Origin of the sequence: Brevibacterium yomogidense, from assembly GCF_016107685.1 — a bacterium.
In the GTDB taxonomy this organism is placed as follows: domain Bacteria; phylum Actinomycetota; class Actinomycetes; order Actinomycetales; family Brevibacteriaceae; genus Brevibacterium; species Brevibacterium yomogidense.
On the sequence record NZ_JABASY010000005.1, the window covers coordinates 106,279 to 128,831 of the forward strand.

17 protein-coding genes and 1 tRNA gene are annotated in these 22,553 nt (G+C 70.2%); 8 read left to right on the forward strand and 10 right to left on the reverse strand.

All coding sequences use genetic code 11. The features are described 5' to 3' along the window. Positions 1-233 precede the first annotated feature (233 nt). From JFC09_RS12790 to JFC09_RS12805, 4 genes are all read right to left on the reverse strand, one after another. Complete coding sequence (locus JFC09_RS12790) at positions 234-1,562, reverse strand: MFS transporter (RefSeq protein WP_198394422.1); 1,329 nt, start codon at positions 1,560-1,562, stop codon at positions 234-236. A gap of 173 nt (positions 1,563-1,735) precedes the next feature. Then, on the reverse strand, positions 1,736-2,974 hold the full coding sequence (locus tag JFC09_RS12795; RefSeq protein WP_198394423.1) for a Dyp-type peroxidase: 1,239 nt from the start codon (positions 2,972-2,974) through the stop codon (positions 1,736-1,738). Beyond that, positions 2,971-3,597 carry a copper chaperone PCu(A)C gene (locus tag JFC09_RS12800; RefSeq protein ID WP_198394424.1) on the reverse strand — a complete coding sequence of 209 codons (627 nt, stop codon included), beginning with the start codon at positions 3,595-3,597 and terminating at the stop codon, positions 2,971-2,973. Before JFC09_RS12800 ends, JFC09_RS12795 begins: the two co-directional genes overlap by 4 nt. 175 nt (positions 3,598-3,772) lie before the next feature. Then, positions 3,773-4,486 carry a hypothetical protein gene (locus tag JFC09_RS12805; RefSeq protein ID WP_198394425.1) on the reverse strand — a complete coding sequence of 238 codons (714 nt, stop codon included), beginning with the start codon at positions 4,484-4,486 and terminating at the stop codon, positions 3,773-3,775. 102 nt (positions 4,487-4,588) lie between these two features. Here JFC09_RS12805 and JFC09_RS12810 point away from each other — a divergent pair, with 102 nt between their 5' ends. Together JFC09_RS12810 and topA are read left to right on the forward strand one after the other, a co-directional pair. Then, positions 4,589-6,379: a methyltransferase gene (locus tag JFC09_RS12810; RefSeq protein ID WP_198394426.1), complete on the forward strand. Its 1,791-nt coding sequence runs from the start codon at positions 4,589-4,591 to the stop codon at positions 6,377-6,379. A gap of 152 nt (positions 6,380-6,531) precedes the next feature. Next, positions 6,532-9,405, forward strand: a complete 2,874-nt coding sequence (gene topA, locus JFC09_RS12815) for a type I DNA topoisomerase (protein ID WP_198394427.1) — start codon at positions 6,532-6,534, stop codon at positions 9,403-9,405. A gap of 63 nt (positions 9,406-9,468) precedes the next feature. Here the strand turns inward: topA and JFC09_RS12820 are convergent, their stop codons facing one another. After that, entirely contained in the window at positions 9,469-10,155 is a 687-nt protein-coding gene (locus JFC09_RS12820; RefSeq protein ID WP_232483577.1) for a lipoate--protein ligase family protein, read from the reverse strand. Between the two features lie 234 nt (positions 10,156-10,389). Between JFC09_RS12820 and tmk the strand changes: the two genes are divergently transcribed. Both tmk and JFC09_RS12830 read left to right on the forward strand, forming a co-directional pair. Continuing rightward, the gene (gene tmk / locus JFC09_RS16925) at positions 10,390-13,167 is read left to right on the forward strand and encodes a dTMP kinase (protein WP_332839764.1); all 2,778 of its coding nucleotides are present in this window, start codon (positions 10,390-10,392) and stop codon (positions 13,165-13,167) included. Beyond that, positions 13,164-14,312, forward strand: a complete 1,149-nt coding sequence (locus JFC09_RS12830; RefSeq protein WP_198394428.1) for a DNA polymerase III subunit delta' — start codon at positions 13,164-13,166, stop codon at positions 14,310-14,312. The genes tmk and JFC09_RS12830 overlap by 4 nt, the downstream gene beginning before the upstream one ends. Before the next feature lie 37 nt (positions 14,313-14,349). On the opposite strand, the gene JFC09_RS12835 is transcribed toward JFC09_RS12830, so the two are convergent. Then, positions 14,350-15,546, reverse strand: a complete 1,197-nt coding sequence (locus JFC09_RS12835) for a M20 family metallopeptidase (protein ID WP_332839765.1) — start codon at positions 15,544-15,546, stop codon at positions 14,350-14,352. A gap of 178 nt (positions 15,547-15,724) precedes the next feature. Beyond that, positions 15,725-16,444, reverse strand: a complete 720-nt coding sequence (locus tag JFC09_RS12840) for a LysE/ArgO family amino acid transporter (protein ID WP_198394429.1) — start codon at positions 16,442-16,444, stop codon at positions 15,725-15,727. A gap of 71 nt (positions 16,445-16,515) precedes the next feature. Between JFC09_RS12840 and JFC09_RS12845 the strand changes: the two genes are divergently transcribed. The 4 genes from JFC09_RS12845 to JFC09_RS12860 all read left to right on the forward strand — a co-directional run bounded on the left by JFC09_RS12845 (position 16,516) and on the right by JFC09_RS12860 (position 19,297). Further along, positions 16,516-17,427, forward strand: a complete 912-nt coding sequence (locus JFC09_RS12845; RefSeq protein WP_198394430.1) for an ArgP/LysG family DNA-binding transcriptional regulator — start codon at positions 16,516-16,518, stop codon at positions 17,425-17,427. Between the two features lie 36 nt (positions 17,428-17,463). Next, a tRNA-Thr gene (locus JFC09_RS12850) sits at positions 17,464-17,536 on the forward strand. 199 nt (positions 17,537-17,735) lie between these two features. After that, entirely contained in the window at positions 17,736-18,641 is a 906-nt protein-coding gene (locus JFC09_RS12855; protein WP_198394431.1) for a universal stress protein, read from the forward strand. Further along, positions 18,638-19,297, forward strand: a complete 660-nt coding sequence (locus tag JFC09_RS12860) for an NUDIX hydrolase (protein ID WP_198394432.1) — start codon at positions 18,638-18,640, stop codon at positions 19,295-19,297. Before JFC09_RS12855 ends, JFC09_RS12860 begins: the two co-directional genes overlap by 4 nt. Positions 19,298-19,385: 88 nt before the next feature. Here JFC09_RS12860 and narI read toward each other — a convergent pair whose 3' ends face one another. Genes narI through narH form a run of 3 tightly spaced genes read right to left on the reverse strand, consistent with a single transcriptional unit; the run spans position 19,386 to position 22,544 of the window. Beyond that, positions 19,386-20,117, reverse strand: coding sequence for a respiratory nitrate reductase subunit gamma (gene narI, locus JFC09_RS12865; protein ID WP_198394433.1), 732 nt, complete (start codon positions 20,115-20,117; stop codon positions 19,386-19,388). Then, positions 20,114-20,938: a nitrate reductase molybdenum cofactor assembly chaperone gene (gene narJ, locus JFC09_RS12870; protein WP_198394434.1), complete on the reverse strand. Its 825-nt coding sequence runs from the start codon at positions 20,936-20,938 to the stop codon at positions 20,114-20,116. Before narJ ends, narI begins: the two co-directional genes overlap by 4 nt. A gap of 1 nt (position 20,939) precedes the next feature. Then, positions 20,940-22,544: a nitrate reductase subunit beta gene (gene narH / locus JFC09_RS12875; RefSeq protein ID WP_198394435.1), complete on the reverse strand. Its 1,605-nt coding sequence runs from the start codon at positions 22,542-22,544 to the stop codon at positions 20,940-20,942. Positions 22,545-22,553: the final 9 nt, after the last annotated feature.

The following is a 22,553-nucleotide window of genomic DNA, read 5'->3' on the forward strand; positions in this document are numbered from 1 at the left end:
GAGCCGTGCGAGGAGTGCGTCCGTTGCGTGTTGGGCCGCCGCCAGCCTGTCGAAGGCCGCTGCCGCGGGGAGGCCGGACCCCTCCCGTGTGATGCGGAAGCGGCATGACGGCCCGTCCTCGTGCTCGACCTCGTATCCGCTGCCCGACTCGTCTGCGACGCGCGCGGCCAGCCGTTCGCCGTCCGCGTGATGGGCGTGAGCGAGCGAGGGGGAGCGCCATTCGAAGTCGGGCGTCAGAACCGTACGCGTTCGCGCACGGCGAGAACAGTGCCGGTCACTGCCAGCGCCGCGGCGGTGACGAGGACACCGGTCGTCGTGGCGCCGGCGGCGAGGACGAGGCCCGCCAGGACGCCACCCAGCCACAGTCCCGCATCCACGGACAGGTTCCACACGACCGAGGCGCGTCCCGGGTCGGTTCTGCGCATCGCCGTGTGCAGGGCGACCGTCTGTGCGGTGCCGATGCCCACACCCAGGACGACCGCTGACACTGCGACGAGGGAGATTGCGCTGCCGAGCACCCCGGTGATGCCGCCGGCGAGGATGAGCACGGTTGCGAGGAGGATCGTGCCGGACCGTGTGAGGCGGGGTTCCGCGAATCCGCCCAGCCAGCGGCCGCCCGCGGTTCCGAGCTGGACGAGCAGGATCGTCGCTGCGGGGCCCACGGAGTCCGTTGCGAGGACCGGCAGACTCGTGATCCCGTGCGACAGGAACAGGACCGCCAGCAGCAGGAAGACGAGTGTGAGCGACAGCAGCCGAAGTGCTCCCGCGGTCGAGGTGGCCTGCCCGTCGCGTGACGACGAGTGCGGAGGCTCGTCGGGCGGTGCAGTGGTGGGGTCATGAGGTGTGGGGCCGGTGGGAGGGGTGTCCTGGGGCGCGGTGTCAGTGGGAGGGGTGGGGGCCTCGGCGGCGGGGTCGAGGGAGGCGTCCGCACTGGGAGGGGCAGTGGTGCTGGGGGTGGGTGCGCGTCCCACGCTGGAAGGGATCCCCAGGGCGGCGACAGCGCCCAGCCCGCACAGGACCGCAGCGGTCACGCCCAGGACGGCAGGGGAGGCGCTCACACCCAGCTGCACTCCGGCCGGCGACCCCAGAGCCGTCGCCAGCACCGTGACCAGGCCGTACACGCCCAGAGCCCTGCCGAGCCCCGGGCCGGTCACCAACAGGCCGACACCCTGGGAGCCTGCGACGATGAGGATCCCGAAGCCCGCACCGGCGACCGCGCCTCCTGCCAGGAGTGCGATCAGTCCGGCGCCGTGGACCGTCCCCGTGCCGGCGATTCCTGCGACGAGCGTGCCGGTGAGGAGCAGCACCAGCGAACCCGTGACGACACCGCGCAATGTGAACCGCCGGACCAGCGCCGGAGTGCCCACCTGCACCGCGATGACGCATGTCATGAGGACGCCCACGAACGCGCTGCCCAGGCCGGGAGTGTCCGTCCGGGTCACGGGGATGAGTGAATAGAGGGTGAAGAACGTGGCGACCCCGACGGAGACGGCCGCCGTGAGCGCCACGAAGGGCACACGCACACCCGCCCCGTTCGGGTCCTCCCCGTCGAATCGACTCATGTCCGCATCGTAGGAGGTGAGGAGGCTGAGGCGAGCATCCGGCGGGAAACTACGTCCGCGTACAGGACCGGCCCACTGCCGGGAGCGGTCCTGTACGCGGACGTAGGCGGTGGAGTGTCCTGTGCGCGGACGTAGGCGATCAGGTCAGAGCGAGCGTCCCGGCGGAGTCACCGTCAGAACAGCGTCTCGCCGATGAAGCCTCCCTCCGCGCACCCGGGTGGGATCGCGAAGACGGCAGAGCCCACGGGCGTCGTCCACTGATTGAGGAGGTCGAGTTCGTCGAGCCTCCGCTGGACAGGCACGAAACCCTCATCGACATCCGCCTGATAGGCGAGGAACAGCAGGCCCGCGTCGGATATCTCCGCGTCGCCCGCAGCGGCCTCACCCGCAGCGCCCGCATTCGCCGCCCCCACCACGTCGTCGTCGTAGTTGTAGCTGCGACGCAGCATGGTGGGGCGCTCGTCGTCACCGCGTGCGCGGGCGATGTGGGAGAAGTCCGGGATGACGGTGAACCCGTGCGGTCCGATTGCCTCGAAGTCCGGTTCGTCGAACTCGCCCTCCCCGGTGAGCGGGGCGCCGTCCGACTGGCGCCTGCCCATCGCCTGGTCCCGCCCGGGTGTGTCCAGCCGGTCCCACCCGTCCAGGTCCATCCGGATCCGCCGGAACACCAGTGAGGTGCCGCCGGCCATCCACCCGTCGGCCACCCAGACGCGTGCGGGGAAGTCGTCGTCCTCGGGCCGCGGGTTGACGGTCCCGTCGATCTGGCCGAACAGGTTACGCATCGTGGTGCCAGACTTCTCGGACCCCCGCGATCTGCGGAAGCCCGACTGCCGCCACCGGAGCGTCGCCGCCGACCGCGCGGTCTTCAGCAGCATCCGGGCGGCGTGGGCGACGGTGACCTGGTCGTCGGCTGCGATGTGCAGCAGCAGGTCCCCGTCGTTCCACTTCTCCTCCAACCGGTCGATGCCGAACGCCGGCAGTGGACGCAGCCACGACGGCAGGGCCGATTCGCCTGCCACCCGGCGGACCAGCTCCGGGCCGAAACCCAGCGTCACCGTGAGGCGGGCGGGTGTCGCCGCGAGCTCCGGCTCCGTGTCCGCGAGCGCACCCCGCCCTGCGGTCAGTCGGGAGGCGTCGTCCGTGAGCACCTGCAGCAGCCTGCGGATCGCCTCGCGGTCGGTCTCGTCCCGCAGTGTCAGCGCGATGAAGGTCGCGAACGCCTGCGGGTCGGTGGTGACGCCCGCCTGATGCGTCCCGTGGAACGGCACCGTGTCCGCCCCGACGGCGAGGAGCGCCGCCTCCGCCGAGGCGTCCTGGTCATCGCCGCGCGCCGTGCATGCCGTCAGCGCCGCGAAGCCGGCACCGGCCGCCGCACCGCCCAGCAGCATCCGCCGCCTGCTCGGCCCGGTCATGACTGCCCACCATCGCCGAGGCCGCCGTCACCTTCCCGCCCCGCGTGCGCGTCCTCGTCGTGGTCTGCCTCGTCGTCCTGGTCCCCATGGTCGTTGTGGTCTCCATGGTCGTGGTCCTCGTCGTCGCTGTACGATTCGTCCGCTCCGGCGAAGTCGCGGATCGCCGCGTCGTACTCCAGCCGCGAGTCATCGGAGAAGATCAGTGTGATGTCGACGGAGTCACCGGCGCTCAGCGGCCCGTCGAAGTCCATGAACATGATGTGGTCGCCTCCGGGGGCCAGTTCGAGGGAGTCGCCCGCCGCGATGTCGAACCCGCCCTCCTTCTCCTCCATCGACATGGAGCCGGAGCCGTCATCGGACGTCTGGTGGAGTTCGATGTCCTCGGACACCGACGATTCGACGGCGACGAGGGTGACGTCCTCCTCGCCGGTGTTCTCCAGCAGCCCGAACGACGACGTCATGCCGTCCTCGGCCGCCTTGACCCACGGGTCGTCGACCGTGATCACCGACGCCGCGTCGGCAGCGGGATCACCCGATGCGCCGGATGCGCTGCACCCCGTGAGAGCGAGGAGCGCGACGGAGGCGAGTGCGGGCAGGACGACAGCAGTTCTGTGAGTGCGCATGAGTGCGCCTTTCTGTGTGTCCGGGTGCGTGCGAGCGCGCAGTGCTGTTCTCGCGTGAGCGCGATTGGCCAGCAGTGCTGAGGCACTGCGCGGCATGAGCACGAACACCCGGTGAAGAATGTGGACCGGTGTGCCTTCAAAGCCGGAGGTCCCTCGGTATGGGAGGGGCTGACCGTCAGGCGAAGGCGAGTGGGCGCACCGGGGGCCCGCGGTCCACACGGGTCGAACGGACCACGCCCAGGGAAGGCGGGGTGTCGACTTCGCAGCCCTCGCCCACCAGCGGGCGGCCGCGGGGGACGACGACGGCAGGAGCCAGCACGCGGCACAGCGGCGCGAGCGCGCGGCCGAGCATCCGCAGCAGACCCGCGAGGGACCTCATGACGATCTCTGACCGGTGCAGCACCGCGATCGTCACGACCGCCGCCACGATGTGCGCGAACAGCATCGCCGTCCCACCGTGCGCGGCATGACCGCCCAGCTCGGCACCCCCCGCGGTGACCGCGGAGGCGAAATCTGCGGGGACTCCGCCCACGTGGTGGTGGGCGTGGAGGTCGGCGGCGGCTGCGGCCTCGGCGACGGAGCGACCTGCACCGGGGGCGGAAGCGGCAGCCGCATCGAAGATCCCGTGGAATGCGGACTGGCTGATCGCCACGGACGCCGTGAGCCGGACGAGGGACGGCTTCCTCCCGCCCAGCGCGACACACACGAAGACCGCCAGCAGGAGCGGCAGCCCGACACCCAAGAGGGTCGGAGTGTGGCCGCCGGCGGCGACGTGGGAGAAGAGCGCGACGAACGTCGCGAAAGCACCGGCGGCGATTCCGCGCATCAGACGCGTGTGATGCGACCCCAGCAGAGCGTCGTCGAAGGTGGGGCCGTCGAACCTCGACATCGCCCGCATCGTCTCAGATCCGGGCCGCTCCTCGGGACGCGCCCGGGATGCGGACGGAGCCGACCACAGGCTGGACGAGTCCGTGGCCTCTACGATGGCGGGGTGAGCTCCCCTCTGTCTGCACCAGCGCATTCCTCCGCCCCCGCGCTCCCGCCCGTGCCCACCCTGTCCGCGCGCACACTCGAGGCCCTCGCGGCTGCACTCCACACCGCGCGCTGCACACCGGCCGGTCTGCGAGGGCTGTGGGGCACGGACGCCGACGCGGCACTCGACGCGAACGACCCGGCCCCCGCCCGCCGCCACTGCCGGGCGGTGCTCGCCCGGGACAGCGCCACACGTGACACTGGCGCCCATGACGAGGGCAATGCCCCCGTCGACAGCGACAGCTCCCGCCGCGACAGGAGCCTTGCTGCGGTCGCGCTCCTCTTCCTCCTCGACGCACCCGTCGATCGGACGCATGTGGTCGAGGCGGTGGGTGCCTCCCTCGTGGACGAACTCACCGACGCGGGACTGCTGGCGGTGGAGCGTCCGGCCGAGGACGACGCCCCGGAAAGCACCGCGTCCGTGCGGTCCGTCCTCTCCCTCACCCCGCATCCGCTGCCCGTGGGAGTGCCCCGCGGCATGGCGCCCGGCGACGACACGCTCCTCCTCTTCGCCGACCACGGCACCCTCACCCGCCCCGACGTCCTCGACGGCGACTACGTGCTGGGCTACGGCGGCGCCGGCCGCACCCTGCTCGACATCACCCCGCGCGACCGGGTGGCGCTCGCCGCCGAGATCGGCACCGGCTGCGGCATCCAGGCCGCCCTGCTGGCCCGCCACGCGGACCACGTCATCGCCACCGACCTGTCACAGCGGGCCCTCGACATCGCGCGCCTCACCATCGGGCTCGCCGGGGTCGCCGACCGGGTCGAGTTCCGCAGAGGCTCCCTCTACGAACCCCTCCCCGAACGCGTCGACCTGCTGGTCTCCAACCCTCCCTTCGTCATCACCCCGCGCACCGAGGACGGAAAGACCACCGCCGCCGAGGCCGTGGCCGGCTCGGGTGCGGTCGCCTACGGGTATCGGGATGGCGGCCTGGCGGGCGATGCGATCATGCGGACGATGGTCGCCGGTGCGCCCGCCCGCCTGCGGGACGACGGCACCGCCGTCATGCTGGGCAACTGGGAGTACGGCACGGGTCGGACCCCGCCCACGGACTGGGTGGGCGCGAGCGCGGAGGGGACGGAGACCTCGGCGATGGTGATCGAGAGGCAGCGGATGCTGCCTGCGGAGTACGCGCGGACCTGGATCCGGGACGGGGGAGTGGCCCGGGCCTCGGCGCGGTGGCACGCCGACGTCGACCGGTGGCTCAGCGACTTCGCGGACCGCGGCGTCGACGAGGTCGGATTCGGCTGGGTGCTGCTGCACCGGCACGGTGCGTCGGGCGAGGCCACGGCGGAAGGGGCCGCACAGACGGACACGTCCTCCGCATCCCTGCGGGACTTCGCCGCGATCGATTCCGGACCCGGATCGAACCCGGCCGGGCTCGCCGCGTTCCTCGAGACCCGGATGGCACTCCTCGAATGGCTCGCAGGGGCCACCGACGGGGAACTCGCGGACACCGCCTTCCAGCTGGCACCGGACGTGACCGAGCACCGCCACCTGCGTCCCGGTGCTGAAGACCCCACCATGATCACGATCGAACAGGGCGGCGGACTCGCGCAGACCTTCCAGGCCGATCCGGCGCTGGCGGGGTTCCTCGGAGTCTGCGACGGCACCCTCACCCTCGCGCAGATCGCAGCCGCGCTCGCCCACCTCCTGGGCGTCGACGACACAGCGCTCACCGCACAGCTCGCCGACCAGGTGCGCGCACTCGTCCCCGCGGCCGTCATCGTCCCGGCAGCCGACTGAGATCGGTTCCGACCATGAGCTCGTCAACGAGCACCCCAGCGAGCGCCACGGAATACCCGGCGGTCAGCTGGTGCTACATTGTGCACACATCCGACCGCGGCAGGATTCGCCGTGCCCGAAAGCGAGCGGATGACATCAGGTGAAAGGAATACATGGCCGCCACCACAAGCCCCCGCCGACTCGTCATCGTCGAGTCACCCACCAAAGCCCGCACGATTGTGGGGTACCTGGGGGACGGCTATGACGTGACCGCCTCTGTCGGTCACATCCGCGACCTGCCCCAGCCGTCGGAGCTGCCCGCGGACATGAAGAAGGGCCCATACGGACGGTTCGCCGTCGACGTGGATTCCGACTTCACCCCCTACTACAGGGTCGACCCGGACAAGAAGAAGAAGGTCACGGAGCTCAAGAAGCTCCTCAAGGACGCCGACGAGCTCTACCTCGCAACGGATGAGGACCGCGAAGGCGAAGCCATCGCGTGGCACCTGCTCGAAGTGCTCAAGCCCAAGATCCCCGTCAAGCGCATGGTGTTCCACGAGATCACCCGGGAAGCGATCGAACGCGCCCTGGAGAACACCCGCGAACTGGACGTCGACCTGGTCGACGCGCAGGAGACCCGCCGGATCCTCGACCGCCTCTACGGCTACGAGGTCTCCCCGGTGCTGTGGCGCAAGGTCCGTGCAGGCCTGTCCGCCGGCCGTGTCCAGTCCGTCGCGACCCGCCTGGTCGTCGAGCGTGAGCGCGAGCGCATGGCGTTCGTGTCCGCGGACTACTGGGACCTCGACATCGAACTGGCCGAGGCCGGCGGCGGCACCGCCTTCAAGGCCCGCCTCGACACCGTCGACGGATCGAAGGTCGCCTCCGGCCGCGACTTCGACGACCGCGGACAGCTGAAGAAGGCGTCCAAGGCAGTCGTGCTGGACGAGCCGCAGGCCACGTCGCTCGCAGCCGCTCTCACCGGACCCGCGCAGCAGGCGCTCTCCGTCAGCTCGCTGGAGACGAAGCCGTACACCCGGCGCCCCGCCGCACCCTTCACCACGTCGACCCTGCAGCAGGAGGCCGGTCGCAAGCTGCGCATGTCCGCCCGCCAGGCGATGCGGGTCGCACAGTCCCTGTACGAGAACGGCTACATCACGTACATGCGTACGGACTCCACCCAGCTGTCCGGCCAGGCGATCTCCGCCGCACGCCGTCAGATCGGTGAGCTGTACGGAGCGGAGTACGTCCCCAGCAAGCCCCGCATGTACGGGTCGAAGGCAAAGGCCGCACAGGAGGCCCACGAGGCGATCCGCCCGTCCGGCGACTCGTTCCGCACTCCGGCGCAGGTGTCGTCCTCGATCGGCGGCGACGAGTTCCGCCTCTACGAACTCATCTGGAAGCGCACCGTCGCCTCGCAGATGGCCGACGCGAAGGGCTCGACCGCGACGATGAGGATCGGAGCGGACCTCGCTGCGGCCTCGGCGGAGCTGGCCGGCGGGGGCTGGACGGCGGCGCCTGCGACGGCCGGATTCACGACCTCGGGCACGGTCATCACGTTCCGCGGCTTCCTCGCAGCCTACGAAGAGGGTCGCGACGTCGACCGCTACTCCGACCGCAAGGACGGCAAGGACGGCGAATCCCGCCTGCCGAACGTCAAGGAGGGCGACGCGATCGCCGTCGAGCGGGCGGAAGCGGACGGCCACACGACCGCACCGCCACCGCGCTTCACGGAAGCGAGCCTGGTCAAGCGACTCGAAGAGCTGGGGATCGGCCGCCCGTCGACGTACGCTGCGACGATCTCCACGATCCAGGACCGCGGATACGTGACGAACCGCGGCAACGCGCTGGTGCCCAGCTGGGTGGCGTTCTCCGTCACCCGGCTGCTCGAGGACCATTTCGAAGGGCTGGTCGACTACCAGTTCACAGCCGACCTCGAAGCGGACCTCGACCAGATCGCCGGGGGACGTGAGGACCGCACACAGTGGCTCCACGACTTCTACTTCGGCGGTGAGGGCGAAGGTGTGAAGCCCGGCCTCAAGGCCGTCGTCGAAGACCTGGGCGACATCGACGCCCGGGAGATCAACACCGTGCGCATCGCGGACGGCATCGTCCTGCGCGTGGGCCGCTACGGCCCGTACCTGGAAATCGCGCCGGAGAAGGAGGGGGACGACCCGGGCCGCGTGTCCGTGCCGGACGACCTCGCCCCCGACGAGCTCACCGAAGAAGCGGCGCGCGAACTCATCCGGACGCAGGGCATCGGTGACCGCGAACTGGGCGTCGACCCGGAGACCGGTCACACGATCGTCGCGAAGTCCGGCCGGTTCGGCCCCTACGTGACCGAAGTGCTTCCCGAGCCGGAGGAGAAGCCCAAGCGGGGCGCCAAGAAGCCCAAGCCGCGCACCGCCTCCCTCTTCAAGTCGATGGAGCCCACCACGGTGACGCTCGAGCAGGCGCTGCGTCTGCTCACCCTGCCGCGCGTGGTCGGTGAGGACGCCGAAGGCACCCCCATCACCGCGCAGAACGGCCGCTACGGCCCGTACCTCAAGAAGGGGACGGACTCCCGGTCGCTGGAGCGGGAGGAGCAGATCTTCGGGATCACCCTCGAAGAGGCGCTGGAGATCTACTCGAAGCCCAAGCAGCGTCGCGGCGCACAGGCAGCACCGCCGCTCAAGGAGCTGGGCGAGGACCCGGAGTCGAAGAAGCCGGTCGTCGTGAAGGACGGGCGCTTCGGCCCCTACGTGACCGACGGCACGACGAACGCGACCCTGCGCAAGGACGACTCCGTCGACGGCATCACCGCCACACGCGCTTTCGAACTCCTCGCGGAGAAGCGCGCCAAGGGGCCGGCGAAGAAGCGCACGACGACACGGAAGACGACCGCGTCGAAGACCACGGCAGCGAAGAAGCCCGCAGCGAAGAAGACGGCTGCGAAGACCACGGCTGCGAAGTCGTCAACGGCGAAGTCGACGGGCACCACGTCGACGGCGAAGAAGACGACTGCCGCGAAGAAGACGACGGGGAAGAGCTCGACGCCCAAGACCCCGTGACGGCTGCGGGTGTCGAATCCGGCTGGGAGCGACGCCCTCCGCCAAGCGGATGAACGCTGCGGCTCAGAGGCGGTGGGCGTCGAGGTAGGTCCGGGCGGCCTCGGCGTCGGCGGGATCGAGTTGCCCCGGCACGAGGTCGTACTCGCGGGAGTACGCGGCTCGCAGGGCGTCCTCCACGGTCTCCACGGTGAGCCCGGGGTGGAGTTCGGAGATCGAGCCGCCGGTCCGCGGTTCCCACGCGAGGCCCAGTGCCGCCTGCACATCGGTGAGCACTGCGCGGATCGGGTCGGGGTCCTCGACGATGATCGACGACGAGAACAGCCACGCTCCGCCCACCACGCGCTGTGCGGTGCCGATCGCCTTGATCTCCCCGCCCACGTTGACGCTGTGCTCTCCCGGGCAGTACTCGCCCGGGATCTCGCCCATCCGCGCGTCGATGCCGATGTCCCGCAGCGCCGCCGCGTACATCTCGCCGAACCGCACGAACCGGTCCTGGGTCTCCGTGAGGAACGCGGTCGTCGGCTCGATGTGGTCGATGACGAGACTGCCCGGGTGATACGCGGCCACACGCCCGCCCAGAGTCCGCAGTGCCGGGGTGAAATCGTGCGCGCGGGCTGCCTCGATCGCGGGCCGGAACCCGTCGAGGAACCGATCGCGCGCACCGAAGGCGACCGTGGGGGCCGGTCGGTAGATCCTCAGGGTGGGGCCGCGCCTGCCGTCGCGCACCGCGTCGAGCAGGGCCCGCGCCATCGCGAGGTCGGTGAGGGCGTCGCCCGGGCCGTGCCGCAGCACGGAGAGAGCCCCCCGCTGCCCGCCGCCGAGGTCCCCTGCCCTATCCATATCCGCCGCCGGCTTCGTCTCTGTTCGCACGGTCTCAGAGTAGTCGGGAGACCGCGCGACGGCCGGCGCAGGGAGCAGGCCGCCGCTGCGCCGCGACCGCTGACGTCCCCGTCCGTGTCCGGGCTCGCAGGTAGGCTTGAAGACGTGAATGATCAAGGATCCTCGCACCCCCGATCGAACCGCCCGCAGGACGAGCGTCCTGCCGGTGGGGCGCCAGCAGCAGACGTCCTGGGCGTCTTCACCGTCGAAGTGGGCGCCTGGCTCACCATCCTCACGGCTGCGGCCCTGGGTTTCGCTTCGGCGGGTGCGTTCGGCGTCTCCGCGTTCGTGGACTCCTCGCAGATGTCGGGGATCCATGCGCTCACCGGCGACGGCGGCCTCGCCTCCCGTCCGGCGGTCCTCCTCTACGCGGCGGTCCTCGCAGCAGCCGTGGCCGGCCTGTTCGTCCCCCAGGACAAGCTGAGCGGCAGGGCAGCGCTGCGCGTCGCACTGGGTGCGTCGATCGTCGTCGTGGGCCTCGCCATCGCACTGGTATTCACCGTCTCCGCGATCCTCGCGGTCGTCGTGGGCCTGGGAGTGGGCGCCACTTTCGCGGCGGTGCTGAGCCTCATCGTCAACACCCGTGTGAAGCCGTGGCGCAGCGCCGGTGTCGCCGCAGCCGTCATGGTGTTCACCACCTACGCCGCACAGCTGCTGGGCGGCGTGAGCGGTGGGCACGGCGCGATCCGCTGGCTCCTGCTGCTGGGGAGCCTCGTGATGACAGCCGGCGTCGTCGTGCTCCTCGTGAAGACGCCGGACGGGGGCGTGCATCTGCCGGACACCGGCGCGCACGTCCTGGACCGCGCAGGGATCGCCCGGCCCGGGGCACAGGTCACCAGCGCCTGGCCCTGCCATCTCCTCTTCGCGGTGCTGGGCGCGGTCGGCGTCCTCGCACAGCCGACCGTCGCAGATCTGGGCTTCGGGCAGGCCGGGATGTCCGTCATCCTGTGCGCTGTGCTCCTGGGCTGGGCCGTCGGCTTCGAGACGGGACCGGATTTCGCGCCCGGCATGACCCGCACCCGACTCACCTCGTTCGCCCTCATCGCCGCAGGTGTCCTCACGGTGTCCACGGGCGTGCTCACGGAGCTGTCCGGCACCGCGATCCTCTCCGGCGGCGTCGCGTTCCTCGTGGGCCTGGGCGTGCGTGCCCAGCGGTACCACTTCTCGCGCCGGATCGGCGCGATCGTAGGCATGGCGGCCGCGGTCATCATCACCGCCGTCGGCTTCACGGCAGAGCTCCCCCTGAGCGCATACGCGTCGTGGGACATCCATCCCGCCGGTCTCTCCTACGTGCTCATCGGTGCGATCGCGCTGATCGCCGGAGTGATCTCCCTCTTCACGTTCGGCCCCACCGGGATCCACGGGATCGGCGTCGACGTCGTCCACGCATTCCGAGTGCCCCAGGCCGCGGGCCGCAGGGCAGCGGCAGCCGGCACGGGACCGGGTGAAGCCGGTGCGCAGCATGCCGGTGCGCCGGACACCGGAGCACAGGACATCGGCGCGCAGGACACCGGTCGAGGCACGGGGGCCGCACCGGAAGCTCTGGGAGCAGCGGAAGCTCCGGGGTCGGCGGATGCGGTCGCGCACGGAGATCCAGCGGCGGTCGCAGCGACGACACTGGCATCGGCGCTGGGCGCGGATGCCGCGCCATCGGGCTCACCGGATTCCCCGTCCGGCAGCCGGGGGCTGTTCGTCGCGATCGAAGGCGGCGACGGGACCGGCAAGAGCACACAGATCCACCTCCTCGCGGACGCACTGCGGGACAGGGGGCACGCGGAAGTCGTCACCACTCGCGAACCCGGCGGCACGGAAGCGGGCCGGATGCTGCGATCCGTGGTCCTGGACGGGGACGGTGTCACACCCCGGGCGGAGGCCCTGGTGTTCGCCGCCGACCGTGCCCACCACGTCGCCTCGCTCATCCGACCGATCGTCGCCCGCGGCGGCATCGTCATCACCGACCGGTACATCGACTCCTCGCGCGCCTATCAGGCGGCCGGGCGGGAACTGGGCGATGACGAGATCGTCGCACTGTCGACCTGGGCGACGGAGGGACTGCGCCCGGACCTCACGATCGTGCTGGATGCGAATCCCGCCGTCACCCGGCAGCGCACCAGCAGCCGCGGCGACGAGAACCACCTCGACGCCCTCGACCACTTCTTCCACACGACGGTGAGGCAGTCGTTCCTGGCATTCGCGGCAGCGTCCCCCGACCGCTACGTCGTCATCGACGCCGGACGGGACATCGACACCATCGCAGACGCCGTCCTCCAGGCGGTGGAAGACCACCTCGCAGGTGCGGCGAAAGAGGACTCACAGCAGGACTCGTTCTCAGGCCCCCTGCAGCCTGCGGGCCCGTCCCCTGTCGCCTCGTCTCACACAGCAGGGCCGACCGCCGGGGGTGCCGCGCCCGCCGGTGCACCCGTCGTCGCGGATGACGCGCCGACCGTCGTCCACCGTGTACCCGCAGAAGCGGGCAGCGAAGACGAGACCCGGGCAGTGCGTCGCGCCGCGCCCGCGACGGATGAGGGGAGTGAAGGCGAGACCCGAGTCGTGCGACGCGCGGAGGCGGATGCCCCGCACGGTTCTGCACCCCACGTTCCCGCCCCTCATGCGTCCGCGCCGCACAGCTCTTCGCCGCAGGGCTCCCCGCCACACCCCGGATACGCGCCGCCTCCGCCTCCGCCCGTCGTGGACACGTCAGAGGCTCCCACGACCGTCCAGAGCGCGGTCCCCCCGCAGCGTGACGTGACCACCGCTGCACGGCAGACGAGCAGGGAACGGCTGCGTGCGCAGGCGGAGATCGAACGACAGGCGCGCGAACGGCTGCGCGCACAGCGAGGCCACGACCGCGGACCCGACCACGGTGGCCCGGTGCCACGATGAGCGTCTGGGATGAACTGGTCGGCCAGGAACGCGCGGTCGACGAGTTGTCGCGCGCCTCCGCCGCCGGCAGCACCGGAATGACGCACGCGTGGCTCATCACGGGGCCGCCCGGCTCAGGACGCTCCAATGCCGCCCGCGCCTTCGCCGCGGCCCTCCTCACACCCGACGCCGGGGAGGCGGACTCGCCGGCCGTCCAACGGGCACTGCGGGGGACGCACGAATCGATGACCGTGCTGTCGACCCAGAAGTCGCTCATCTCGATCGACGAGGTCCGCGCACTCGTGTCGACCGCACACCAGGCGCCCGTGAACGCGCCCTGGCGGGTCGTCATCATCGAAGACGCTGACCGCATGGCCGAACGCACCTCCAACGTCCTCCTCAAGGCGATCGAGGAGCCCCCGCCGTCGACCGTGTGGATCCTGTGCGCACCCAGCCCGGAGGACGTGCTCACGACCATCCGCTCGCGGTGCCGCAACGTCACACTCCGCATCCCCAGTCCGGACGCGGTCGCAGCCCTGCTGCGGGAGAAGGCCGGTGTCGACGCGGACACCGCACGCTGGGCGGCGCACGCCTCCCAGAGTCACATCGGCAGGGCCCGCCACCTCGCCACCTCGCCGAACGCGCGATCAGAACGCACCTTCGTCCTCGACATCCCGCGCCACCTCACCTCCGTCGGCTCTACCATCCGCATCGCCGCGCGCATCGTCGACGTCGCGAAGGATCGGGCGAAGGCGCGCACGGAGGAACGCAACGCGCAGGAGAAGGAGCGGCTGCTCACGACGCTCGGCGTCGAAGCCGGGGGAAAGATCCCGCCCAGCGCGCGCGCCCAGATCCGCCGTCTCGAAGAAGAGCAGAAGAGGCGGGACGTGCGTGCCCGCAACGACGAGCTCGACTCGATCTTCATCGAGCTGCTGTCCCTCTACCGCGACGTCCTCGCTGCACAACTGGGTGCCGACACCGGACGGATCAACGTGGACGAAGACGAACGCATCGCGAAGCTCGCGGCAGAAGGCGACTCGACGGCGACGCTCAAGAGGATCGATGTCCTCCGTCAGGCGCGTGAGCGGCTCGCGACCAACATGTCATCGGCGCTCGTCGTGGAGGCCGCGTTCGTCGGCCTGTCGAACCCCTGGATCACGGACTGACCGAGTCGCTGCGTCACGGACCGACCGAGTCCCCGGATCACCGACTGACGCGGTGGCCCTGCACGGCCTCCTCTGGGTGAGCCGCCGCGTCCGGCCGGGGGACCGGGTTCTGCAGGAGTGAAGCGACCAGCGTCGCGGTCAGCTCGACGCGCCGCGGGATCCACGACAGCAGAGCGTGCTCGTCGTCCGCATGGGACCCGCCGCCCACGGTGCCCAACCCGTCGAGGGTGGGGGTGCCCATCCCCGCGGCGAAGTTCGCATCCGACCCTCCGCCTACACGCACCGAGCCCAGCGGCGGATGTCCCAGGGCCTCGGCAGCCTCTTGCGCGCGCACGAGGAGGTCCTCTGCGAACCTCTCCTCGAGCGGTGGCCGGTTGATGCCGCCGTGGAGCACGATCCGCGCCCCCGGGTTCTGCGTTTCGAGTGCTCTCATCTGAGAATCGACCCGCTGCTGCTCGTCCACCGTGAGCGCCCGGGAATCCACGCCGACGGTCGCCCGCGCCGGCACCGTGTTCGTCGTCGTCCCCGACTGCATGACCGCCGGGACGACCGTGGTGCTGCCGTCCGGCGAGCCGATCTGCTCGATCCGCAGCACCTGCTGGGCCACTTCGACCGTCGCATTCACGCCGCGCTCCGGTTCGACCCCGGCGTGGGCGGCCCGGCCGATGACCTCCAGCTGGTAGATCGCCACCCCCTTGCGCGCGACCTTCACCTCGCCGTCCGTGCCTCCGGATTCGAAGACGAGGACGGCCTCCACCTCCTGGGCGAGACTCTCGATGAGGGACTGCGAGGTGGGTGAACCCAGCTCCTCATCCGCCGTGATGAGGATGCTCACTCCGTCGAGCGCCTTCTCACCGGAGCGGCGGAGCAGTTCGCCCACCGCATGGAACGCGATGAGGATCCCGCCCTTCATGTCGTCCGTGCCGGGCCCGCTCACGACGTCGCCGGAGACGGACCAGGGCATCGTCGCCAGGGTTCCGCGGGGCCAGACAGTGTCGTGGTGACCGAGCAGCAGCACGCGGCGGGGGCCTGTGCCGATGTGGAAGAGCACGTGTGGGAACCCCTCTACCGATCGGATGCTGGGCCGCACACCCGTGATCTGTTCGCCGATCTCTGCGATGAGCCGGGCGCTGGCTGCGAGGGATCGCGGGTCGTTCGACGGTGACTCGCATTCGACGAGCGTCCGGAACTGGGTGAGGAACTCCTTGACCCTCTCCTGCGAGAATCTGATCACGCTCGTGCACACCTCTGCTCGTCGGGAACCTGACAGCCGTCGTCACGAGGTTACGCGAAAGTCGTCACGGATACCGGCGCGTATGGGGCAGACGGACACCGAGGAGCGTGGAACTGTCAGCTACCGAGGCGCGCGGAACTGCGAGTTCCATCGTGTTCCGAGGGGGTGCCGATCACACTCAGAAGGCGAAGGCGAGCTTCGCGGCGACCAGCAGCATGACGGCGGCGATGCCCAGGTCGATCGCGCGCCAGACGCGGGGGCTGCGCAGCACGGGGGCGAGCAGGTGCGCGCCCCACCCGAGTCCCGCGAACCACACGAGCGACCCAAGCATGGCGCCCCCGGCGAACACCCATCGCGGCTCGTGCTGGTTGGCGATCGTGCCCAGCATGACGACGGTGTCCAGGTACACGTGCGGGTTGAGGAACGTGAGCGCCGCCGTCGCGACTGCGATCGACCCGGCGCTGCGCACGAGAACCTGCCCCCGGGAGCCCGTATCCATGTTGTTCTGCCCCCGGGAGCCCGTACCGCCCGCCACGCCTGCACCCGCACCCGCGTCGTCTCGTCCCTGCGCATCCGCATCATTCTCCGCATGCGGGTCGAGGGACTCGTCGTGGCCGAACGCGGCGCGGATGCTCGTGTACGCGAACCACACGAGGTAGGCGACGCCGCCCCACCGCATGATCTGGACGATCCACGGGGCGCGTTCGAACACGATCCCGATCCCGGCGGTGCCCAGCGCGATCAGCGCGATGTCTGCGAGAGCGCAGACGATCACGACGACCGCGACGTGCTCGCGGCGGATGCCCTGGCGCAGGACGAAGGCGTTCTGGGGCCCGATGGCGATGATGAGTCCGATGCCGGTCGCGAAGCCGACGGCGAGCAGGGTGAGGAGGGTCATGAGCACGAACGTACGGTGCGCGGGCGTGTGAAGTCCATGTGCATCGCCTTCAGCTGGTTAAGGTGATCTTCATGGACCGAGGTGTGAGAGCGGAGAACCCCAGCATCGCCCAGCTGGCCGCGCTCGTCGCAGTGGTCGACGAGGGCGGGTTCGACGCGGCGGCCTTCGCCCTGGGTGTGAGCACGTCGGCCGTCTCCCAGCGGATCCGCGCCCTCGAGACGACGATGGGACACATCCTCGTCGTCCGCTCGACCCCGCCCCGGGCCACGACCGCGGGGGAATCGGTGCTCGCGACCGCGCGGCAGGTCGTCGCACTCGTGGAGACCCTGGCCCCCGCCGCCGAGGCGCCCCTGCGTTCCGCTCTGCCCGTCGCCGTCGGGGCCGACGCCCTGGGCACGTGGCTGTCCGACGTGATCGTCGAGGCCGCGGACTGGGACGACGTCGTCCTGCGGGTGCGGGTCGAGGACCAGGACGTCGGTCACCAGGCGCTGGCGCGCGGTGACGTGCTGGGCGCTCTCAGCTCCCTGCCCACCGCGCAGACGGGCTGCACCGCCACGCCGTTGGGGAAGATGCGGTACGTGCCGGTCGTGTCGGAGCAGCTCGCCGCACGCCACCTCACCGACGAGGGCGGTCTCGACCTCGCGTCCTGCCCCGTCCTCACGTTCGGCGCCGCCGACGAACTGCAGCACCGGGTGCTGCGGGCGTGGTGCGACGAGCACGACGTGACGGCGGACCCTCCGACCCACATGCTCGGCGAGCAGCAGGGGTTCGTCACCGGCCTGCGCGCAGGGCTGGGGTGGGGGTGCATCCACGAACAGCTCCTGGGTGACCTTCCGGAGGTCGGGGACCTCGTCCGGATCCCCGGTCTGCCGATGCTGGACGTGGAACTGCACTGGCACCGGTGGGCGATGGAGCTGCCCGCACTCGAACGTTTCAGTGAGGCGGTGGAGGCCGCCGCGCAGAGGGCGCTCAGGCCGTTTTGACGCCGTCACCGGGACGGGGTTAAGCTTTTCCGCGTTGCCTCCTTAGCTCAGTCGGCAGAGCGTTTCACTCGTAATGAAAAGGTCGTCGGTTCGATTCCGACAGGAGGCTCAGAGCAGGAAGCCCCGTCACCACCAGGTGGCGGGGCTTCCGTCGTCCCAACCGCGCCAGACCGGAGGGCTCACCCGCGTCGGACCGGTGCCCGTCAACGGGTTATCGGACGCCGTCGTCCCGACACGCGGTGCACCCCTGACGAAGAGCGCTGTACTTCACTACGATCAGGGGAGGACCCGGACCTGGAGGAGGCGCTGTGCAGCTGAGCGGAGACGTGATCGTCGGAGTCGACGGTTCTGACCAGAGTGCGGAAGCCGCGGCGTGGGCACTCAAGGAGCTCCGCGGCTCCGGGCACGCCCTGCGACTGGTGCACGTCATCACGCCCGCACATCTGGAGATCGACGACGAAGCGGAGCTCACGGAGACCGGTCGGATGGTCCTCGTCGGGCTGTCGGACCGCCTGGGCGACCTGGACTCGAGCCACCCGGACGGCGCTTCGGGCACGGAGATCCTCACCGAGGTCGTCGTGGGCGATGCGGGGGAAGAACTCGCGATGCGCGCCGACGACGCGGGCCTGCTGGTGCTGGGCCGCCACGGTGCGGGCCGCGTCAACAGCGGGCGGATCGGCACGGTGAGCTTCGGGCTGCCCGGGCACGCGCTCAGTGCTGTCCTCGTGCACACGGTGAGGAACGGAAGCGAATTCGACGACCCGGTCGAGCACCCCTCGGTGGCGAGCGGCGGCGGGACCGGCGGAATCGTGGTCGGCCTCGACACCTCGGAGTACGCGGGAGTCGCCGCACTCGACGCGGCGTCGCTGGCGGTGGGCAGCGGGCGACCGCTGCGGATCCTCGTCGGAGTGGACGCGCTGGGCGACCGCGAGGCGACGCAGGCCCGAGCAGAAGCGGACCTCGCGTGGCTGCGCGACGCCTACCCCGGCCTCGAGGCGGACATCGAGTTCCCCTCCGGCGATCCGGCCGAACTCCTCATCGACGCCTCCGACGGCGCGGACGTCGTCGTCGTCGGCAAGCGCGGCAGAGGTGTCTTCGCCGCGATGACCTCCCAGCTGGGACGGACCAGCTCCGCCGTCCTCACCGGAGCACACTCCAGCGTCCTCCTCGTCCCCTACCGACGCGACCCGCGCCTGGGCGCACGCTCCGCGTGACCGGGGCGCCGCTCACCGACTTCCCGAGGCCTTCACTCGCCGTCGACACGGCGACGTTCACGGTCACGGACCGCGGCCTCGAGATCGTGCTGGTGACGGAGGACGTGGGCCTCGCGCTGCCGGGCACGTTCGTCCACGAACGGGAGAGGCTCCACGACGCGGTGCTGCGCAGCCTGCGGACGAAGGCGGGTATCACCGGACGAGAACCCGAACAGCTCCAGGTCTTCGACGACCCGGACCGCGACCCCCGCGGGTGGGTCGTGACGGTCGCCCACCTCGACGTGGTGCCCGGGTCCGTCGTGGCGGAGGGGCTGCAGGGCGGCAGCATCACGCTGGTCCCGGTGGGCGACGTCGAGGTCGACGGCGGAGTGCGCCTGCCCTACGATCACCCGCGCGTCTTCGTCGAAGCGCTGCGCCGCGTGCGTGCTGCCTACGCGGAGTACCCGGACCCCTGGGGGCTGCTGCCGGAGACGTTCAGCCTGGGCGACCTGCAGACCCTCCACGAATCCGTCGCGGGGACGGAACTGCCGCGGGACACGTTCCGTCGCGGGATGAAGAGGTATCTCGAGGCGACCGGAGACTTCACCGACGGCCGCCGCGGCCGCCCTTCCCGCCTGTACCGGAACCCTCCGGGCAGGCACTCACGACAGCAGTGAGGCGAACGCTCCGAGTGTCAGGAGTGGAGACCCAGGAGTCGAGCCTCGGGCGTCGATCCTCGGAGATCGATCCCCCGGAAGTCGAACCTCAGAAGTCGATCTTCTCCCAGCCGCGGCGCTGCGGCTGCCGCAGCTCGTCCTTCGACCGGTAGACGATGTACGGCCGGGTGAGGAACCCCAGCGGCACCGTGAACACGTGGACCAGCCGAGTGAACGGCCACAGTGCGAACAGCAGGATCGCGGTGAACACGTGGACCTGGAAGCCCGGGGGAGCCGCCGCCATGAGACCGACGTCCGGCTGGAAGGCCCAGAACTGGCGGAACCACACGGAGATGCCCTCGCGGTAGTCGTAGTGACCGATCGCCGACTCCACGATCGTCGAATACACGCCGGCGAGGATCGTCACCGCGAGCATGGCGTACATGAGCTTGTCGAGCTTCGTCGTCGCACCGAACACGCGGGCGTTCGTCCGTCTCCGGTAGATGAGGATGGCGAGCCCGCCCACCGTCGCGGCGGCCGCGCCCAGTCCCACCGTGATCGCCATGAAGTGGTACATGCCGTCCGTGATCCCCACGGCTGCGGTCCACGACTTGGGGATGCCCAGGCCGACGACGTGGCCCAGGAAGACGAAGATGATGCCGTAGTGGAACAGCGGTGATCCGACGCGCAGCAGCTTCGACTCGTAGATCTGGCTGGAGCGGGTGGTCCAGCCGAACCGGTCGTACCGGTACCGCCAGATGTGTCCCAGCACGAAGACGGCCAGGGCGAGATAGGGGACGATGACCCACATGACTGTGGCGAGTGCGGACGGCGAACTCATGACTGCAGACCTTTCACATCGCGAAGCGGGATGAACGTCTTCCCCGACGGCGGGGGTGAGAACGCGGAGGAGGGCGGACCGGCCGCGTCGATGGCGTACGGGCTCATGTCCGCCGGGGGCATGTCCGCGGAGCCGTCCTCGTGGCCGTAGCCGGACAATCCCACGAACTCCTCCTCCACGCCCTCCGCGATGAGGCGTTCGACGGCAGTGATGTCGTCGCCGTCGAGCGCGGGCAGGGTGGAGCACACCGCTCGCAGGGCACCGGCCCACGACGACCCGATCTCGTCGAGGTGGATCCGGAGCAGCTCGATGCCCGCCCGGTTCGACAGGAGGACGGAGACCCCGCGATGGAGGTCGTGTGCGGCACCGAACTCCAGCACGTACGCGAGGTGGTCCGGCAGCTCGTCGTCGGACACCTCGAGCCCCGCCTCCCGGTAGGTCTGCTTGATCTCCAGAAGCGCCATCCCCCGTTTCCGGGTGTCGCCGTTCGTGAAGTAGGTGAGGTACAGGCAGCCGCGCCTGCGGGTGTCGAAGGTCTCCACGTATTCGGCGCGGAGCGTCTCCGTGTCCGTGTCGCGCACGTGGCGGACGACTTCGAGGAGGTCCGCGGACACGGTGCCGGGCAGGGTGGCCGCGAGCTGCTCGATGAGGTCCAGCCGCTCGATGACCTCCTCGTCCGGGTAGCCGATCAGCCAGGACGCGGTGAGCCAGGTGGCGCGCACCTGGTCGTCCGTGAGCGGCACCGCGGTCTCCAGCCGGCTGCCCACCGCGGCGGCCGCCCGCTCCTTCCACTTCTTGAGGAATGCCAGGGGGACGAACATGTCACGCCCCCTGTGGTCGTGGGAACAGCCCGTCGGGCCTGCCGCGGCCGTCCCAGTTGAGCAGGTTCACCCGGCCCTTGAGCCGGGACCGGTCACCCGGGCCCGCGAGCTTGACCCCGTCGCCCTGCAGCCCGGGGACGTCCTCCATCCCGGGCCCGCCGTCGAAGTTCAGCGGGCAGTCGGAGCCGATCGCCTCGAGGTCGTGCGCGTGCTCCGCGTGACCGGGAGGGATGACGTACCGCTCGTCGTACTTCGCGATCGCGAGCAGCCGGTACATCTCCTCCATCTCCTCCGCACCCATGCCCACTGCGTGCGGGATCGATTCGTCGCCGTCACCGCCCAGGTTGATGTCGCGCATGTACGACCGCATCGCCGCCATCTTCCGGAGCACGTCGGAGACGATGTCGACGTCCCCTGCGGTGAACAGGTTCGCGAGGTACTCGATGGGGATCCGCAGCTCTTCGATCGCTGCGAACAGGTTGACGGAGTCCTCGGCGTCGTAGCCCGTGTCCTTGACGACGTCGACCACCGGCGACAGCGGCGGGATGTACCAGACCATCGGCATCGTCCGGTACTCCGGATGGAGGGGGAGGGCGACCTCGTACTCCTTGATGAGCTTGTAGATCGGGGACTTCTGCGCGCCCATGATCCAGTCGTAGGGGATGCCCTCCTGCTCCGCGGCCTCCATCACCTCCGGGTCGAAGGGGTCGAGGATGAGGTCGCGCTGCGCTTCGTAGAGGTCCTTGTCGTCCGGTGTCGACGCCGCAGCCGTCACCTGGTCCGCGTCGTACAGGACGAGGCCGATGTAGCGCAGCCGCCCCACGCACGTCTCCGCGCACACCGTCGGCTCGCCGTTCTCGATCCGGGGGTAGCAGAACGTGCACTTCTCCGCCTTCCCCGTCTTGTGGTTGAAGTAGATCTTCTTGTACGGGCAGCCGGTCACGCACATGCGCCAGCCCCGGCACCGCTCCTGGTCGACGAGGACGATCCCGTCCTCCTCGCGCTTGTAGATCGCACCGGACGGGCACGACGCCACGCACGACGGGTTGAGGCAGTGCTCGCAGATCCTGGGCAGGTAGAACATGAAGGTGTCCTCGAACTCCAGCCGCACCTTGTCCTCGATGCCCTTGAGCATCGGGTCCTTGTCCTTGTTCGCGTAGGTCCCGCCCAGGTCGTCATCCCAGTTGCCCGACCACTGGATGTCCATCTGCTCACCGGTGAGCAGCGACTTGGGCGGGGCCGTGGGGATGTGCTTCTGCTCCGGCGACTTCAGCAGGTTGTCGTACTCGTAGGTCCAGGGCTCGTAGTAGTCCTCGATGCTCGGCATCTTCGGGTTGGAGAAGATGCGGGCGAGCTTGCGGAGCTTGCCGCCGTCCTTGAGCCGGAGCCTGCCGGAGCTGCTGAGCGCCCACCCGCCCTTCCACTTCTCCTGGTCCTCGTACCCGCGGGGATAGCCCTGCCCGGGACGCGTCTCCACGTTGTTGAACCAGATGTACTCGGTGCCCTTCCGGTTGGTCCACGCCTGCTTGCACGTGACGGAGCACGTGTGACAGCCGATGCACTTGTCGAGGTTCATCACCATCGCCATCTGCGCCATGACCCTCATCGCCGCATG